Source organism: Clostridium collagenovorans DSM 3089 (assembly GCF_900130005.1).
Lineage (GTDB): Bacteria > Bacillota > Clostridia > Clostridiales > Clostridiaceae > Clostridium_D > Clostridium_D collagenovorans.
This window is the reverse complement of record NZ_FQXP01000003.1, coordinates 814710-833738: the sequence shown is the minus strand read 5'-3', so window position 1 is coordinate 833738 and position 19029 is coordinate 814710. Positions and strand designations below refer to the sequence as shown.

The following is a 19029-nucleotide window of genomic DNA, read 5'->3' as shown; positions in this document are numbered from 1 at the left end:
CATGGTAAATGAGATAAAAAATGATATAATTAAGTAAAGATAACTTGCAAGTCATTAAGTTATTTTTAGTTATATATGATTTATATTATTTTTATGAGGTAGTGATGAAATGAATAATATGAACAATAAAATTAATAAGAGAATTAATGAGACTTTAGTAATGATAAAAATGATATGCCTTTTATTTTCAGCTATAGTTTGTTATAATTACTTATTTGAAAAGTCAATCAAAGAAACCACTATACAGTCTTATAATGTTGTAATAGTGTTTTTATCTGTAGCTATTTTATTAATAGCATATATTTTATGGAGCTTTAACAATATAACTAAAGAAAAAGATAAGAGTAAGATAACAAGTGTTATTGAATATACATCACTTATGACAATAATGTTCATAACTATTTTACTTTTAGGTAAGGAACAAGGAAATTATAAATTTCTCTTTCTATTTATAATAATATTAGCAAATATAGAAGGAGGATTAAAGTTTTCACTTTACACTGCAATTAGCTCCTCTGCAATGGTTTTAATTATGGATTTCTTATTTAATGGGTTTCAAAGCTTTAATGTTTTACTTTCAAATAACTTAATTATTATAATAAGTTTTGTTTTTGTGGCATTAGTATTAGGTTTATATTTTAAAGTTCAAGATGAGCATAAAAAAGAGCTAGAACACATAGCAAATACGGACATGCTTACGGGCTTATATAATTACAGATACTTTAATTATATATTGCAAGAGCTATACTGTAATGCTAAAAAAGAGAATAGCTTTTTGGCATTAATGATGATAGATATAGATAACCTTAGAGAATATAATGAACTTTATGGACGTCAACAAGGTGATTTAGCTCTAAAAAAACTTTCTAGTATTATAAAAGAGTGGAGTGAAACAGAGGATACTTTAGCTAGATATGAAGGTGACGAGTTTGCTATTATATTAAAGGGAGCAACAGAAGAGTATGCATTACAGCGTGGAGAAAACTTAAGAAAGAAAATTGAAGAAGAAAGCTTTTCAAAAGAAGGCGGTAACCAGGCAAACTTAATGGTTTCTATTGGTATATCCCATTATCCAAGTAAAGCTAAAACAGATGTAGAGATGATTCGCTTTGCACAGGAAGCATTGTTTAAAGCTAAGGTTTTAAAAAAAAATAAGGTTGAAATATATAACTCTATTTTAGATGATCTTAATAATGAACTTCAAGAAGCTCAAAATGATCCAGATTTAATAAACTCATTGAAGACTATTATTAGTATAATTAATGCTAAGGATAAGTGTAGTTTTTCACATTTGAAAAGAGTTGTTATGTATAGTAAGTTAGTAGCTGATGAAATGAATTTAAATGATGAAGAAAAAAAGCAATTGATATATGCTGCATATATGCATGATATAGGGAAAGTAAGAATATCAAAGGAAATTTTACTTAAGGATGTTCCGCTTTCAACAGATGAATGGGAAATGTTAATGGAACACCCTGTTAGTGGAGTTGAGATAATACAGCCTATAAAAACACTAGAACTAATTGCACCTTTAGTATTACATCATCATGAAAGATATGATGGAGGAGGATATCCTTCAGGACTTAAAGGGCAAGAAATTCCATATTTAGCTAGGTTGTTATCTATTATAGATAGCTTTGATGCTATGACTTCATATAGAACATATAATAAAAGAAAAACCTTTGAGGAGGCCTTTTTAGAATTAAGGAAATGTAGTGGTACACAATTTGATGGAGTATTAGTAGAAAAGTTTATAAGCATAGTTAAGAAAAATACAAATAAGATAGAGTTTATAAGAACTTAAAAATGTTTTAAAGGAGTTACTCCTTTAAAACATTTTTTATTAAGATACAAATTTAAAGAAGTCATTTTTATTATACTAGGACTAAAGTTTCAGAAGTAAATTAATGATTTAGCCAGAATTACCTCACATAAAACAAGATTATATTGTGTTATAATTTATTATGAGTTGAGCTTTACAAAGGAAGGTGACATAGGGATGATATGGATTATTATTATAATATTAATAACTGTAATAGGGTTAAATTATATATCAGAATATGCTTTTAAGGAAGTTACTTTATCTGAAAGAAAAGATAAAGCAAAAATGTTTGAAGTTATAAAAGAGACAAATGGATATAGAGAAGAGGAATATGATAAGTTAGGATTTGAAAAACTATGTATTAAAAGTAAGGATGAAAAAAGCTTAATAGGATATTACTTAAATAGGCATAAAGAAAGCAAAAAACTTATTATAATTATACATGGATATACAGCTAACCATTTTAGGTCTGCACAATACATAGATTTTTTTACAAAGGAAGGCTTTAATATATTACTTATAGATGTTAGAAGTCATGGTGATAGTGAAGGAATTTATGCTACTTATGGTTTTAAGGAAGAGAAAGATTTGCAGATATGGATTGAATTTATGAAAAATAAATTAGGTAATGACTGTATAATAGGCTTACATGGACATTCTATGGGAGCAGCTACCGTTGCTAACTATTCTAATAAGTGTAATGAAACAGTAAAGTTTATTATAGCTGAAGCACCTTATTCAAGTGGAAGAAAGATAATAAAACATCAATTTAAAATGGCAAAGGCACCATTTTTCCTATTATATCCTTGTGTAAACTTTAAGATAAAAAAAAGATGTGAATTTTCTTTAGAAGATGTAAACCCTATAAATTCAGTTAAAGAAAGTACAATACCAATTATGTTTATACATGGAGATGAGGATAGAACTATACCTTATAAGATGAGTATGGATATGTATATTGCTAAAAAACAAGGCATAAAAGAATTATATATAGTATCAGGTGCAAATCATTTAAACTCCTATGGAAAAGATGTGGAGTTATATGAAGAAAAAATTAAATATTTTTTAAAGAGGGTATTTAAATAATTATAATAAGAGAATTTTATGTGGTAAGATAAAAGGCATTTTACAGTAATGTTTCATATAATATAAGTAAAATACTTTTAGGAGAGACATTATGTGAATTTCAATATAAGAAACAAATTTGTCTTAAAGAAAGCTGTTGTTTTTTTTACTGTACTTCTTATAACTATGATTTTAAATATTCATCAAGTATATGCCTATGGAGAAAAGGAAAGTAGCATTAACTTAAGAAAGTATTTAAGCTATTCTAAAGTGAATTTAATTAATAATAATGCTATTATAATAAATAGTAGCAAGAATAATATAAGTCCTAAATTTACTCAAGAGGAAGTAATATTAGATAGAAATCTTAAGGGTACAGTATTATTTATTATTTCTTCTCAATTAACAGTGGTTTTGGTTATACTTAATACTGTTAGAAAAGTAAAAAAGCAAAATAAATATAAGGACAAATAATTTAAGTTTTAAGGTTAACTATATAGAAACTTATAAAACTAATACAATACACATGTGACTTATCTTAAAAGGTCCAGAAGTATTATTTTTGGACTTTTTAAGACATAGTACTCTATCTAAATATCTGATTATTCATAAATTTAACAATAGTAAAACTATTAGCAAATAAAACTTAAGGGTAATAGCTGTTTTTTATTTTAAAAACTACTATAGAAATAGTCATTTCAAACTCTTTAAGTAAGCTATTAAAGTTTTGTTTTTTATCTTAGAAGATGCTATTCAAATAATAACTTCATTAACTATTATAAAACATTATAAAAAGTACAATAAAAATATATTATAATATACACTTTATATAGGGGGATACATATAAATGGATAATAATGCAAAATGGGTCATGGAAAAGAAAATAGAAAGAGTTATATGTTCTTTAGAAAAAAATAACATGAGAGGATATTTAGTAAACTCAGAGGAAGAACTTATAAATAAAGTTAATGAGCTTGTAAAAGAGGGGGATTTAGTAGCTTGTGGTGGCTCTATGTCTCTCAAAGAAACAGGAATTTTGGAATATTTATCAAGTGGTAAATTTGAATATTTAGATAGGTATGAGGAAGGGTTAACTTCAGATGAAATAAAAAACATATATAGAAAATCATTTTTTGCGGATGCGTATTTTACAAGTACTAATGCTATAACGGAGGATGGTGAACTATACAATGTAGATGGCAATGGAAATAGAGTTGCAGCAATGATATATGGACCGGATAAGGTTATAGTAATAGCAGGTTATAACAAAATAGTAAAGAATGTAGAAGAAGCAATAGAAAGAAATAAATCCATAGCAGCTCCTGCAAATAGCAAGAGGCTAAATAGAGAAACTCCTTGTGCTAAGGTTGGATATTGTATGAATTGCGAAAGTAAACAAAGAATTTGTGGTCAATACACTTTAATAAAAAAACAAAATATAAAAGATAGAATTCATGTGATTTTTGTAAATAAAGAATTAGGATATTAAGTTATAGATCTTTATAAGAATTATATTTTGATAATATCTTTATGTTTTAAAATATGGGGGTAGGGGAATGATAAAAACTATTGAAACATTGGATGAAGTAATGAATTTTGCATTGGAACTAAGCAATGATGATTTTTATGCTAGCTATCCAAGAATGAAATCAATAAGTGAAATTAAAGAGGAAATAGAAAAGTCTATAATTTCAGAAGTGGCAAATGTCATAGCTTGTTATAAGGAAGGTTTGCTTTGTGGGGTTTGTGCTTATTATTGGGATCTTGATGATAAGTATGCACAAACAACTCAATTCTTGATAAAAGAATTTTATGATGAAACCGCTGAAGAAATAATTTTTTATATAAAGGATGAATTTATAAGAAATGAATTAAAAGGATATGAATTATTAATAGGTGTACCTGTTACTAATAAAAATGCAAATAATTATTTTGTGAAAAATAATATAGAGTGTAGCGAATCTAGCTTTGATACTAGATTATACAACTTAAATATAAACTCAAAACAAAAACATAATTGCATAGAAAAAATAACTGAAGATACTTTTGATGAATATGCTATATTTCATGATAACTACGCTATTCCTTCAGGAATGTACTATAATAGCAAAAACTTAAAGAAAGATATGAAAGAATTTCAAATATTAGCTTTTGTAAAAGATGGATCAATTCATGGAAGTATTTTTACTAAAGCATTTAAGGATATGTTAGAGGTTTTTGGAGTATTTATTGATGATGAACATAAAAAAAAGGGCATAGAAGGTATGCTAATTAATGACATGCTTATTCATCTTTATAATGAATTTGGTTCAGTGAATGAAATTGTATATTTTATTAATGAAGGCTGTGATGAAGAATTAAAGGCAGCATTAGATTCAGGTTTTGAAATAAATGATAACTATAAATCTTATAAATTAAGCCTATAAGGATAAAACTTTTTATAACTGTAATTAAATTTTATATTTTATATTGCAAGGCAATATGTTAGAAAGCTAATGTATTGCCTTGTAATTATTTATAACTTAAGGTATATAAGTTATACTTTAAGCTATAAATGTAACAGTATACATTGTTATTAAAGATACCTTAGAAGGTTCTCTGTAAAATAAATAGAAATATTTAAAATTATTACACAATGTAGAAATAAAGTAATAATAACAACATATAATTTAAATAAAGAAGAATTTTTGAGGTATAAAATGTATAGTGTTAAAAATAATAAGGTAAAAAAAATACTTGACATAAAACACGGACATATTTTAGGTTCAATGGAATTAGACACAGTATATATTAAAGGTGATACTTTAAGTGAAGCAAGTGGGTATGCTGAGAATATGGAGCTTGTTATACTAGAAGGTAAAAGTAGCACTGAAAGAACTATAGAGCTAAAGGATATAGCAGGATATAACTTTACAGTATTTCTTGGTGATTTTACAGGTGATAAAAAGGATGACATTTTAATAAGAGGACTATATGGAGGATCAGCGGGTTTAAGTTATAATCTTCTTTATTCATATAACAATGGTAATTATAATCTTATATTTGATGGTGCAAAGTTTATAGAAAATTATCCTTGTAATGCGGAATATGAGAATAACTATAAAGTTAAAGTAAGTTCTATAAAATTAAATACAAGTTATTTAATTGATATTAGCAAAGAGGACAAACTTTACTTAGATTTGATTTATGATAAGGATGGAATTTTCAAAAAAAATGTTACGCCTATAGTATATGATATTTCAGCAGTAAACCCTGTTGATTATGGACTATGGAAATATTATGGACTAGTTATAAGTCAAAGAATAATAGGACAATCTAATGCAGACACCTTAGGAATTTTAGAAACCTTAATAAGGTGGGATCAAGGAAAGTTTAGAATACTTTCTCAAGGCGTTGAAGTAAGTGGATATGCGGATTCAAATAATAAATTTATAAGGGTAAAGGAAAAGAAGGATATAATTTACGTAACACCTGAAAAAATAAAAAATAAAAATTTAGAAAAGGCTATATTAAAGCATATAGAATGGGATGATAAAAATAAAGCGAGATATTTTTATAACTATGTAGATTTAAATGATAATGGAAACTCAGATGTAGTTGTTTATGTATATAGTGGAAGTCATTGTACCATGGAAGGCTGTTTAGTTTTAGTTTTCAAAATTGAAGGTGGGGAGTACATCCTTTTATCTAAAATATCACCACTAAAGATTCCTATTGTCATATCCAATAAGAAAAATAGTCAATATAAAAATATAATTGGGGTTATTGATGATGATGGAAGCAAAGATAAATATGTTAATTTAATTTATGATGGAGAAGAATATTTAGAAAATCCTAGTTTAGGTGAAGAAGTTATGGAGTCAGATATAGCAGGTGTATGTTTATTTAAAGAAAAATATTTATATGACAATGGTATTGAGTTAACCTGTCCAAAACAAAATAACAATGATATACAAAGTAGTAGAGGAAAAGATGAGGATTGTTGTATAGAAGCAATTAAAAATCACATTCAAAAAATATATAAATCTGTAATTAATGAAGAAATTCATATTGTAAAAACTAAGAAATCAAAACTTGGATTAGATCTTTTAAGTAAATATATAGTAGCATATATTTTCAATGGTACTATGTATATAGCAATTTTAGAAAAAGTAAATGGAGCTTTTAAAGTAATAGATACTTTAAAAGGTAAGGGCACAGGATCACCATATATTAATTTTGCGAGTTTATACAAACCTTATTATAATGAGTTAATAATTGGATGGAAAATCCATGCAAAAGAATATGAATTAGAGGTTTATAAATATAAGGGGAAGAAACTACAAAAGCTTTCTCATAAAAGGATAAACTTCAACTTAATTGATATAGAAGATATTAAGCCAAAGGATGGCTTATATGAACTTGCTCTTTGGACCTTAGATAAAGATAAAAATTATAAAGTTAAGATATTAAAACAAAACGGGGACAGTTTAATAGAAAGTGAAGAATTAGAAATTGAATACTACAAAAAAGTAGTGAAATATTATATGAACCTAATAGAAAGAGAACCTGATAATCCAGCACATTGGTATTACTTAGCAGATTCTTTAAATAAGACTAAAAATAAGGAATATGCCTTAAAAGCAATAGAAAAGTGTTTAAGCTTCGAAGTTGTTTATCCATCAAAGGAATCAGTTAAGAAATTAGAAAAAGATATTTACTATGATAATAGGTCTACTAATGAAGATTATGAGAAAGATTTGGATTTTACATCCATAGATAATATGTTATTCAAGTCTAGAAAGTTTCATAAAGGAAATTTAGGACTTGAAGAAAGCTATGTATTTCATAGTAAAAAAAAAGGAATTAAGCAGTGTTCTATATTTAGAAATGAGAAAAAATTAATAAATATGGATGATTTGAAAAATAGGTTGAGTAAAAATCAAAATATAGTTTTAGTAGATGTAAGAGAAAGATATGAATTATACGGAGAGTATGCACCAATGGAAGGATCTATAAATATTCCCTTAAATGAATTGAAAGACAGATTAAATGAACTAAAAAGGTTTTTACAATATGATATTGTAGTAGTTTGTACTAGTGGAATTAGGTCTTTTAAGGGTGCAGAAATACTAATGGAAAATGGATTTGAAAATGTATATGTTTTAAATGGTGGGTTAATGGGAATTTAAAGTTTAAAGGTCTTGAGAATAGTTTCTTAAGACCTTTAATAATTTATAAGCTTTAAGCAATATATTTTATTAAGTAATCTATTTGTACTTATAAAATAAGCAAAGGAATTTGTAGTTGATTAAGATCCTTTGTTTTAATATAGTTCATGATATAATTATAAAAAAGCTATTACTAGTAACTTGCTATAAGATTTAAATAAGAATGGAGAAATATATGAATAAATTGCTTGAAGTATATAATTTATTAAAAGAGGAAGGAGTAGAGTTTTTTTACAATGATTTTAATATAGATTTTGGTGAAATAACTGATATTTCTGTGATGAAAGATCAAGTTGTAATAGAAATAGATGAAGATGTAAACTATGAGGTATCTTTTGAAGAATTTAAAATGAATCATTCTAAGGAGAACTTAAATTATCATCATTGGCCTTTAGTAAGAGAATTTGATAATGAGCTAGAGAAATATCTTTAAATTAACTAAAGTTTTAATAGGAAAATTAAAAATATGTAATAATACTTTAATGATTTAAATTGTTATGGTTGAATTATCTGAAAAAAGTTGTATAATTTAAGTATAACTCAATAAATGCTAGGGGTACCTTAAATAAGAGGTTGAGAGGATAAATTATCTAACCCTATGAACCTGATTTGGTTAATACCAACGTAGGGAAGCACTTAATATATCTAATTAGTATACATAAAAGATTATTAATATATGGAGCTTACTTTACGTAAGCTCTTTTTATTTGCATTTTTATTTCTAGGGGGTGACAAAATGATTATAAACGGTAAAGAATATGGTTTTCAGAATATAACAATAAATCATATGTTAAATGAACTTAAATTAAATAAGGATAAGGTTGTTGTGGAAGTTAATTTTGAAATAGTTTCTAAGGATCAATATGAGGAATTTATATTAGATAAATCAGCTTCTGTTGAAATCGTAAGTTTTATTGGAGGCGGTTAAAGTGAAAATTAAATTCAATGAAAGAGAAGTAGAGGTATCAAACAAGGAAACTGTCTTTGGGATTAAAGATAGGTTGAAAAATTATGGAGATATAATAATCTTAAATGGATTTCCAATTAGTGAGGACTGTGTATTAAGTGAAGGCGATGTAGTTAGTGTAATAAAAAGAGGAGAAAAGTTAAGTAAAGAAGAACTTAAAGCTGTTATGATGGCAAGACATACTCCTTTTGTTTATGAAAAATTAGAAAAATCCACTGTAGCTGTAGCTGGGCTTGGAGGACTTGGTTCTAATATAGCTATATCCTTAGCAAGAATTGGAGTAGGAAAATTAATTATTATAGATTTTGATGTTGTAGAACCTTCCAACTTAAATAGACAAAATTATTATTTAGAACATTTAGGCATGCATAAGGTAGATGCAACTAAAGAAATAATTGAAAAGGTTAATCCTTTTATTGAAGTAGAATGTCATAATCAATACTTAAAGGAAGAGAATATTGAGGATTTAATCTCAGGTGCTGACATAGTAATAGAAGCCTTTGATAAAGCTGAATGTAAAGCAATGATTGCTAATATAGTTCTTACTAAATGCAGAGAAAAGTTTTTCATAGGTTCTTCAGGTATGGCAGGATATTTTTCTTCTAATACAATTAAAACAAGAAAGGTCACAAACAAATTCTATCTTTGTGGGGATGAAGAGAATGAAGCCAAGGTTGGCAGTGGATTAATGGCACCTAGAGTGTGCATAGCTGCTAATCATATGGCTAATATGGCTCTTAGAATTTTATGTGAAGAATATAGTATTTAAAATATAAATAAAAAGGGGTAATAGAAATGGATAAATTTAAAATTGCTGGTGTTGAATTAGAATCAAGATTGTTTGTAGGATCAGGTAAATATAGCTCAAATAAGCTAATTCCTAATATATTAAAGGAATCACAATCTCAAGTAATAACAGTTGCTGTTAGAAGAGTTGATTTTGATAATAAGGAGGAAAATATTTTAGAACATGTTCCTAAAAATACAATATTACTTCCTAATACTTCAGGTGCTAAAACAGCAGAAGAAGCAGTAAGAATTGCGAGACTTGGAAGAGCCATGGGTTGTGGTGATTGGGTGAAAATAGAGGTTATTTCAGATGCTAAGTACTTATTACCAGACAATGAAGAAACAATAAAGGCAACTGAAATATTAGCTAAAGAAGGATTTAAGGTTTTACCATATATGACTCCAGATTTATATGCAGGAAAAAGATTAGTAGAAGCAGGTGCTGTTGCAGTAATGCCTTTAGGAGCTCCAATTGGCAGTAATAGAGGTCTTCAGACAAAAGAATTAATTCGTATAATGATAGAAGAAATAGACGCACCTATAATAGTGGATGCAGGTATAGGAAGACCTTCAGAGGCTATGGAAGCAATGGAAATGGGAGCAGCGGCAGTTTTAGTTAATACAGCAATAGCTACATCAGAGGATCCAGTTAATATGGCTAAAGCATTTAAATTAGCAGTGGAAGGTGGACGACTTGCTTACTTATCTAAGTTAGGCTCAGTTTCTAATATGGCAAAGGCATCATCTCCTTTAACAGGTTTTTTGAAATAATATAGATACTATTGCAAACTTACTTATAGAAATAAGAATATTAATAATAAAGGGGAATTGATGTGAGTTTTTACAGTGTAGTGGAGAAGTTTAGAGAATTCAATTATGATGAATATTTTAATGGTGTAACCTTAAATCAAATTAAAAAAAGCATATATGAAGAAAATCCAACCTATGAGGATTTATTAAATTTACTTTCACCTAAAGCAGAGGAAGTTTTAGAGGAAATGGCACAAAGAGCTCATGAATTAACTTTACAGCACTTTGGTAAATCTATAGGACTATATACACCGATGTATATAGCAAACTATTGCGTTAATAACTGTGCTTATTGCGGATATGGGGTTAAAAATAAAATTCATAGAAAGCAGCTTACTAAGGAGGAAATTTTAAAAGAAGCTGAAGCAATATCTAAAATGGGCTTTAAGAATTTACTTGTCTTAACAGGAGAAAGTGAATATCATACCCCAACTGAATATGTTGTTGACTCTATTAAAACTCTAAGTGATAAGTTCCCTTCTATAGGAATTGAAATTTACCCGATGAATGTAGAGGACTATGAAAAGGTAGTAAAGGCTGGTGCTGATAGCTTAACAGTTTATCAAGAGGTCTATGATGAGAAAATTTATGATAAGGTACACATAAGTGGTCCTAAGAAAAACTTTAAGTTTAGATTAGATGCACCGGAAAGAGGACTTCAAGGAGGAATGAGAATAATAAGCATAGGAGCTTTATTAGGTCTTAATGAATTTAGAAGAGAAGCTTTTATGACTGCTATGCATGGTAAATATTTAAGGGACAAGTATCCCTTTGTAGAATTATCATATTCTCTTCCAAGAATAAGACCTTTTGGTGGAGAATTTAATGATATTGTGGAAGTAACTGATAAGAATATAGTTCAAGTATTACTTGCCTTCAGAATCTTCCAAAAAAATATAGGAATAAATGTTTCTACAAGAGAACGTGCAGAATTTAGAGAAAACTTATTACCTTTAGGAGTAACTAAGATAAGTGCAGGAGTGTCAACAGAGGTAGGGGGACACAGCAGTAATAATGCCGGTGATGCCCAGTTTGATATAAGTGATGATAGAAGTGTTGAGGAAATAAAAGAAATGCTTATTTCAAAGGGATACCAACCTGTATTTAAAGATTGGGTAAGGGCTAATGAATAAAGAGATTTATTTAATTACTAATAGAAAGTTATGTAATGATGAAAAATTTATAGAAGTTATCAAAGAAGCTTCTTTTAATGGAGTAAGTAAGATAATATTAAGAGAAAAAGATTTAAGTTTCTTTAAGCTAGAGACTTTGTATAATAAGTTGATAGAAGTTATAAATAAAGAATCTTCAGTTATAATAAACTCCAATATGGACTTAGCTATAAAGTATAATGCCTTTGGTATTCAGCTACCTTACAAAACTTTTATAGAGTATGGTGGAAAAAAGGGAATTGAGAAGAATAGACATTATTATGGAGAAGTTGGGGTATCGATTCATAGTGTAGAAGAGGCTTTAGAATGTAGTAGACTTAAGGCTGATTATATAATTGCATCACATATTTTTGAAACTAAGTGCAAGGAAGGATTAAAGCCAAAGGGTATTGGTTTTATTGAAGAAATATGTGAAAAGGTTTCTATTCCTGTTATAGCTTTAGGGGGAATAAAAAGCAATAATTATAAAGAAGTTTTACAAGGTGGAGCGGATGGTATAGCTATTATGTCAGAAATTATGACTTCAAATAATGTGAAAGAAACACTTAAAAGATTTAATTTACTTTAGAAAAGTTACTAATGTATAAAATTTCATGATTTATGTATATAAATCAAATTTAAAAGAGGATTCATAAAATAAATAGAATTTTATGGGTCCTTTTTAATTGCAATTTACTATAAAGTTATGTATACTACATAAGGATGGAAAATTAACATAAAATTAATTTTTAACTCAAAATTTTACAAAAAATAATTTTCAAAGTGAAAATAAAGGGGAAGAAAATGAAAAATTTTAAAAAAATTATTAGTTTATTTTTAAGTATATTTTTAATGATTTCTTTAACAGCTTGTTCAACAGTTAAACCACAAGAAAGTGTAAAAGGGTTCTTAGATGCATATAAAAAAGGTGAATTAGATAAAGCTGCTACTTATTTAGTAAATGGTCAAGAAGGTATTGACGAAATGACTGAAGATGAGGAAGAAGAGTATGTAAAAAAAATGCAGGATATAATTAAGGATATATCCTACACAATAAAAGAAGAAAAGATATCGAAAGAAGATAAAAACAAGGCTACTGTAAAGATAGAAATAGAATTTAATGATGTAGGAAGTAAATTATTAAAAATAATGCCAGAATACATGACTTATGCTATACAATTAGGTATGGAAAATAAAAGTGATGATGAAATGAATAAAGAATTAAGTGATAAATTGTTATCTTTACTATCTACAGATATAGAAAAGGTTACAAGAACTATTGACATAGAGTTAAGTAAAAAAGATGATAAATGGCTTATGGAGAACAATGATGAGCTTAATAATGCTTTAACAGGAAATATTATAGCTATTTCAGAAATATTTAATAAGTAAATTTAAGAGAGCAATAAATTTTATAGTGTAGACATAAACTATATATATATAGTGTGTTTACAATATAATTTTTATAATAGCTCTCTTTTATTTTTATATAAAATAAGCTGAACATAAGGCTACAAATATTAAATAATGTATATAGAAAATTTATGGTGAGATAATAAACAGTATAATTAATTTAACTAAGGAGGAAGAGAATTATGAAAAAAACTTTAGCACTCGTTATAGCTACTTTAATGACTTTGGGTGTAGTTGGATGTGGAGAAAAGGCTGTAGAAGAGGGAAAAACAAAAGTTGAAGAAGGAGCAGAAAAAACAAAAGAAGGAGTAAAAGATACTGCAGAAAAAGTAAAAGATGGAGCAGAAAAGGTTGGAGATGAAATAAAAGCTGTTACCTTTGGAGATATGAAAAAATCAGGACATTTTGATATAAAAGTTATTGAAGCTACTGAAGCTGATGTAATTAAATCTGGTGATGGAAGCAATGATAAAACAACAGAAAATAAATTCATTATTGTGAAATTAGAAATGAAAAACAACTCTAAAGAAGCTGTAGCTTATGAAACTTCAGATTTTATGCTAAAATACATGAAGGATCAAAAGGAATATAAAAATAGTGAAGCTGCTGATATTGCAAATGATAGAGAGAAAAATACAAATAAAGATATGAATTATATAACTGCAGGAGAAAAAATTGATGGAGAAACAACTAAAAATACCTTTGTTGTATTCGAAGTGCCTAAAGATGTAACTATTTCTGATTCTGTAGTAATGAGTAAAAATGCTGGTAGCGAAGGCAAAACTATTGAGTTTAAATTAGCAAAATAAAAGTATAAAAGGAGCTACTTAATTAAATTTAATTAAGTAGCTCCTGAATTTATAAATAAATTTTACTTTATAAATATTTTTTAAAATTTGAATGAACTTTTTAAAGAAACAATTCTATTAAAAACTAACTTATCTTCAGTAGTATATTTAGGGTCTACATTAAAATAACCGTGTCTAAATAATTGATATTTATCATTGGTTACAGCAGTAGAAGCACTTGGTTCTATATACCCATTCATTATACTTAAAGAGTTAGGATTAATTTGTTCTAAGAAGTGTTTATCTTCTTCAGTTTCATTATCTAAAATTAAAGGTTCATATAATCTAAACTCTGCAGGAATAGCTGTTTTAGCATCAACCCAATGGATTGTTCCTTTTACTTTACGTCCTGTAAAGCCAGTTCCGCTTTTTGTTTCAACATCATAAGTACAATGAATTTCGATAACTTCTCCATTTTCATCCTTTATAACCTCATTACACTTAACAAAGTAAGCACCTTTTAATCTTACTTCGTTACCAGGGAAAAGTCTAAAGTATTTCTTTGGAGGATTCTCCATGAAATCTTCTCTTTCAATGTAAAGCTCTCTTGAAAATGGAACTTCTCTTTTCCCACATTCTTCATTATCAGGATTGTTTTCTATGTAAAGCATTTCGCTTGTATCTTCAGGGTAATTAGTTATAACAAGTTTTAAGGGATTTATTACAGCCATAGCTCTAGGAGCTTTACTATTTAAATCTTCACGTACAAAGTATTCTAACATTTGAGCATCTACAGTTGAATTAGACTTAGCAACTCCAATTTCTTTACAGAAGTTACGAATAGATTCAGGAGTATATCCTCTTCTTCTTAATCCAGCTATAGTAGGCATTCTAGGATCATCCCAAGAATCAACAACACCTTCATCAACTAGCATTTTGAGCTTTCTTTTACTCATTACTGTATTTGTTATATTAAGTCTAGCAAATTCAATTTGTCTAGGAGTTGAAGTCATTTCACACTCTTTAACTACCCAATCGTATAAAGGTCTATGATCTTCAAATTCTAAAGTACAAATAGAATGTGTTATACCCTCTATAGCATCCTCTAAAGGATGTGCAAAATCATACATTGGATATATACACCACTTATCTCCTGTATTGTGATGTTGTGCATGAGATATTCTATAAAGAATAGGATCTCTCATATTTATATTAGGAGATGACATATCTATTTTAGCTCTTAAAACCTTGCTTCCATCCTCAAACTCTCCTAATCTCATTTTATCGAATATCTCTAAGTTTTCCTCTACAGATCTATTTCTATAAGGACTTTCTTTACCAGGCTCTGTTAAAGTACCTCTAAATTCTCTTATTTCTTCGGGTGTAAGATCACAAACATAAGCTAATCCCTTTTTAATTAGAAGCTGAGCTCTTTCATACATCTCATCAAAGTAGTTAGAAGCAAAATGTAACTCATCCCATTTATAACCTAGCCACTGAACATCATTTTTAATAGATTCTACATATTCAACTTCTTCCTTTGATGGATTAGTGTCATCAAATCTTAAATTAGTTCTACCCTCAAACTCGTCGCCAAGGCCAAAGTTTAATACTATAGATTTAGCATGACCTATATGTAAATAACCATTTGGCTCTGGTGGAAAACGAGTTATTATTTTTTCATGTTTCTTAGAATTTAAATCATCTAATATTATATTTCTAATAAAATTAGATCCTGTATTATTATCAGCCATATTATCATTCCTTTTCTTGCATTTTGTATACTTTATAATATATCATATCTTTTACAATGATTCCATAATTCAATAGTAAAATAGACTTTATTTTTAGTAGTAGTTAAAGATGTAAAAAAATATGTTTATAATATATATTTAAGTATTGCTATTAATATGAATATAGACTAAAAGTTACAGAGGATGTTACTTTTATATTACTTAGGAGAAACCTTTTAGCAATATTTAAAAAATAATGATATCTTTACTTTAATTAAGAAAAAAGTTACTATTATATAGTATATAGTGTCAAAAGATGCTATGAAGCGAAAGTCAAAAAGTAAATGCTGGAGGCTAAGAATAAGTGGGGTTAATGGAAAGTGTAAAGGAACGACTATCTATATTTAATGGGTTGTATGATATAATTAGAATAGTTAATCCAATATCCAATAAAGTACTAATAGATAAGGATAATAAAGTTATTGAAACCAATAATTTATGTTATGGATTTTGGGAAAGAAATGAGGTATGTGAAAACTGTATAACAAAAAGGGCTTACTTAGAAAATAATACTTTCTTTAAGTTAGAAAAGAAAAAGGAAAAAATATATTTAATAACAGCAAGTCCAATTGTATATAATGGAGAAACATATATTATTGAAATGTTAAAGGATATTTCTCAATATATGGGAGTTGTGGCTGTAAATGATTTTGGAAATTTCTCTACAAGAATAGATATAAATAATATAAATAATAAATTGTTTAAAGATACCTTAACAGGTTTATATAATAGAGAATACTTTAATTCAAGATTACAGCAAGATATTAATTTTATTAAAGATGAATATTTAAAGGTAAGCATGACTTTAATTGATATAGATTTTTTTAAGAATATTAATGATACTTATGGGCACATAATAGGGGATAAGTTATTACGTGATATTTCTGAAGTTTTAAGAGCAAATGTAAAACCAGAGAAAGAATGGGTAACTCGCTTAGGCGGAGAGGAATTCATTATTATTTCAGAGGGTATTTATAGAAATGAGGCCTTAAAGAATGCAGAAAGAATTAGACAATCTATAGAATCTACAGTATTTAAATATGGGGATGTTCTTTTAAATGTTACTATAAGTGCAGGGGTATATGAGTTGAAATCAGATGATTCCATTGAAAGTGCCTTAGTTAAGGTAGATGAAAAAATGTATGAAGCTAAAAATAGTGGACGTAATTTGGTTTGTATATAATATAGTGCAATAGTATAACCAAGGAGGACATATATGGAAAAAGATTGGGAAAGATGTATACCTTTTTTCAGTATTAATAAAGAAGTTGCGGATTTGCTTTTGAAAAGTTATAGAAAAGATTTGAAGGTAAAAAGTATAACTAGAATGAAGGAAGGGTGTAGAAATACAAATTATGCATTAGAGGTAGAAGGGCTTAATCATAAATTACTACTTAGGATATTTAATGAAGATGATGAGAGCTATAAGAGAGAGAGAAATTTATTGCAGAAAATAGAAGATATTATACCTGTTCAAGAAGTTTATTATATAGGTAAACATGAGCTTATAGAAAATAGGACTTTCGGTATATATAAGTTTATTGAGGGGTGCTCTCTTAGGGAGTATGTGTTAAAAGAAAATGAAATTTCAAAGGAATTTATTTGTGATATTGCTAGAGTATTAGCAGTCTTACACAATAATTCCTATGAGTCCATAGGTTTTTTAGATGATAACTTGAAGGTGCATGAAAAGTTACCACCTTTAGAGTCTTGGTATGAAATGTTTTTAGGAGAAAGAGCTAGAAAAAGATTGGGTGAAGATATTTCAAAAAAAATTATAAAATTGGTAGAGGATAAAAAAGACATTTTGAAAGAGTTAGATACATCATCATGTCTTGTACATGGAGACTTTCAAGGGGCTAATATATTAATAAAAGATCATAGGCTAATATGTGTACTGGATTGGGAATTTTCTATGGCAGGTCATAGAGTTGCGGATATAGCTCAATTTTTTAGATATGAAGAGTATTTTAATGAGAAATTGTTAAGGGAATTCGAAAGAGAGTACAATAAATATGCTAATATACAACTTGAGAAAGAGTGGTATAACCTTGGAAAGCTTAGAGATTTAGCAACTTTAGTTCAAATGATAGGTACTAAGGAAGATTTACCAGAAAAATATAAAGATTTAAAGAAACTTATTGAAGGCTATTTAAGTAGTTTAATATAAGTTATTTGAAATTAAACCTTAAAAACTTTTCCAACTTATGCTATATTAAATATATGGATAATTATGATATCATATCCATATATTGCGATATGAGTATTATCCAAATATATGGTGTATGGGGGATTTTATTATGAAAAAATTATATGGAGTTATAGGAGAAAAATTACCGCATACTTATTCACCACAAATCAATGAAAGAATCTTTGATATAATAGGTGAGGAAGGTGATTTTGTAGTATTAGAGATTAAGAAGGAAGATTTATCTAATGCTGTACCAAGTTTAAAAACTTTAGGGTTTAAGGGGTTAAGCGTAACAATTCCTTATAAGGTTGACTTAATGGAACAATTAGACTATATATCAGAGGAGGCGAAAAAGATAGGTGCTATTAGTGTTATAGACATTAAGGATGGTAAGACTAGTGGATATAATGCTGATTATTATGGATTTGGTATGACTTTAGTTCATAATGAGGTAAATATAAAAGATGAAAAGGCACTTATTTTAGGTACAGGAGGAGCATCTAGAGCTGTTTCACAGTATTTATTAGATAATGGTATTAAGGAAATAAGTTTTGCTTCTATAGAAGAGGATGATAAAGATATTTTAAAGGAAAGATGTAAAGTTATAAGATATAATGAAATTAAGTATTTAGAGGGATATTCAATTGTAATTAACTGCACACCTGTTGGTATGTCTCCCAATGTAAATCAATGTGTTATATCTAGAGAAGAAATGAAGAGGTTTAAGGTAGCAGTAGATATAATTTACAATCCAACTGAAACTTTATTTTTAAAGTATGCTAAAGAAGAAGGATTAAAATCTATGAATGGATTATATATGTTGGTTGCTCAAGCTGTTAAAGCTCAAGAAATATGGCATGATAAAAAATTGGATTATTCTATGATACAACCTATTGAAAAAGAAATGGAAATACTTTTAAATAAATAAAGCTAATGATTTTAATGGGAATAGATTATATAATCTATTCCCATTAAAATTTATAAGTGTTTTTAAAATATCACGACTTAATATAAGGTTCATATAATAATA

The 19029-nt window shown here is 27.6% G+C and carries 18 protein-coding genes and 1 riboswitch; of the genes, 17 read left to right on the top strand and 1 reads right to left on the bottom strand.

Annotation, left to right across the window (positions count from 1 at the left end):
• Positions 1–109 precede the first annotated feature (109 nt).
• The 14 genes from BUA48_RS03935 (at position 110) to BUA48_RS03870 (ending at position 14036) form a co-directional block, all read left to right on the top strand.
• The gene (locus tag BUA48_RS03935) at positions 110–1804 is read left to right on the top strand and encodes a bifunctional diguanylate cyclase/phosphohydrolase (RefSeq protein WP_072830278.1); all 1695 of its coding nucleotides are present in this window, start codon (positions 110–112) and stop codon (positions 1802–1804) included.
• 195 nt (positions 1805–1999) lie between these two features.
• On the top strand, positions 2000–2908 hold the full coding sequence (locus BUA48_RS03930; RefSeq protein WP_072830276.1) for an alpha/beta hydrolase: 909 nt from the start codon (positions 2000–2002) through the stop codon (positions 2906–2908).
• A 93-nt stretch (positions 2909–3001) separates the two neighbouring features.
• Positions 3002–3361, top strand: a complete 360-nt coding sequence (locus BUA48_RS03925) for a hypothetical protein (RefSeq protein WP_072830274.1) — start codon at positions 3002–3004, stop codon at positions 3359–3361.
• 373 nt (positions 3362–3734) lie between these two features.
• Positions 3735–4376 (top strand): lactate utilization protein, encoded by a 642-nt coding sequence (locus BUA48_RS03920; RefSeq protein ID WP_072830272.1) that lies wholly within the window; start codon positions 3735–3737, stop codon positions 4374–4376.
• Positions 4377–4443: 67 nt separating this feature from the next.
• Positions 4444–5313, top strand: coding sequence for a hypothetical protein (locus tag BUA48_RS03915; protein ID WP_072830270.1), 870 nt, complete (start codon positions 4444–4446; stop codon positions 5311–5313).
• A 273-nt stretch (positions 5314–5586) separates the two neighbouring features.
• Positions 5587–8058: a rhodanese-like domain-containing protein gene (locus tag BUA48_RS03910; protein ID WP_072830268.1), complete on the top strand. Its 2472-nt coding sequence runs from the start codon at positions 5587–5589 to the stop codon at positions 8056–8058.
• A gap of 214 nt (positions 8059–8272) precedes the next feature.
• Entirely contained in the window at positions 8273–8530 is a 258-nt protein-coding gene (locus tag BUA48_RS03905) for a hypothetical protein (protein WP_084666036.1), read from the top strand.
• Positions 8531–8639: 109 nt separating this feature from the next.
• Positions 8640–8745: riboswitch (TPP riboswitch) on the top strand.
• A gap of 88 nt (positions 8746–8833) precedes the next feature.
• Complete coding sequence (thiS, locus tag BUA48_RS03900) at positions 8834–9025, top strand: sulfur carrier protein ThiS (RefSeq protein WP_072830264.1); 192 nt, start codon at positions 8834–8836, stop codon at positions 9023–9025.
• Between the two features lies 1 nt (position 9026).
• Positions 9027–9833 carry a sulfur carrier protein ThiS adenylyltransferase ThiF gene (thiF, locus tag BUA48_RS03895; protein ID WP_072830262.1) on the top strand — a complete coding sequence of 269 codons (807 nt, stop codon included), beginning with the start codon at positions 9027–9029 and terminating at the stop codon, positions 9831–9833.
• Positions 9834–9859: 26 nt separating this feature from the next.
• Entirely contained in the window at positions 9860–10624 is a 765-nt protein-coding gene (locus tag BUA48_RS03890; RefSeq protein WP_072830260.1) for a thiazole synthase, read from the top strand.
• Positions 10625–10686: 62 nt separating this feature from the next.
• Positions 10687–11796 (top strand): 2-iminoacetate synthase ThiH, encoded by a 1110-nt coding sequence (gene thiH, locus BUA48_RS03885; protein ID WP_072830258.1) that lies wholly within the window; start codon positions 10687–10689, stop codon positions 11794–11796.
• The gene (locus tag BUA48_RS03880) at positions 11789–12403 is read left to right on the top strand and encodes a thiamine phosphate synthase (RefSeq protein ID WP_072830255.1); all 615 of its coding nucleotides are present in this window, start codon (positions 11789–11791) and stop codon (positions 12401–12403) included. Before thiH ends, BUA48_RS03880 begins: the two co-directional genes overlap by 8 nt.
• Before the next feature lie 215 nt (positions 12404–12618).
• Positions 12619–13206 (top strand): DUF4878 domain-containing protein, encoded by a 588-nt coding sequence (locus BUA48_RS03875; protein WP_072830253.1) that lies wholly within the window; start codon positions 12619–12621, stop codon positions 13204–13206.
• A 203-nt stretch (positions 13207–13409) separates the two neighbouring features.
• Entirely contained in the window at positions 13410–14036 is a 627-nt protein-coding gene (locus BUA48_RS03870; RefSeq protein ID WP_072830250.1) for a DUF4352 domain-containing protein, read from the top strand.
• A gap of 80 nt (positions 14037–14116) precedes the next feature.
• On the opposite strand, the gene BUA48_RS03865 is transcribed toward BUA48_RS03870, so the two are convergent.
• Positions 14117–15769, bottom strand: coding sequence for a glutamine--tRNA ligase/YqeY domain fusion protein (locus tag BUA48_RS03865; protein ID WP_072830248.1), 1653 nt, complete (start codon positions 15767–15769; stop codon positions 14117–14119).
• Between the two features lie 352 nt (positions 15770–16121).
• Here BUA48_RS03865 and BUA48_RS03860 point away from each other — a divergent pair, with 352 nt between their 5' ends.
• The 3 genes from BUA48_RS03860 to aroE all read left to right on the top strand — a co-directional run bounded on the left by BUA48_RS03860 (position 16122) and on the right by aroE (position 18927).
• Positions 16122–16991: a GGDEF domain-containing protein gene (locus BUA48_RS03860; protein WP_242944296.1), complete on the top strand. Its 870-nt coding sequence runs from the start codon at positions 16122–16124 to the stop codon at positions 16989–16991.
• Between the two features lie 33 nt (positions 16992–17024).
• Complete coding sequence (locus BUA48_RS03855; RefSeq protein ID WP_072830244.1) at positions 17025–17978, top strand: phosphotransferase family protein; 954 nt, start codon at positions 17025–17027, stop codon at positions 17976–17978.
• 130 nt (positions 17979–18108) lie between these two features.
• Positions 18109–18927, top strand: a complete 819-nt coding sequence (aroE, locus tag BUA48_RS03850; RefSeq protein WP_072830242.1) for a shikimate dehydrogenase — start codon at positions 18109–18111, stop codon at positions 18925–18927.
• The last annotated feature ends 102 nt before the right edge of the window (positions 18928–19029 follow it).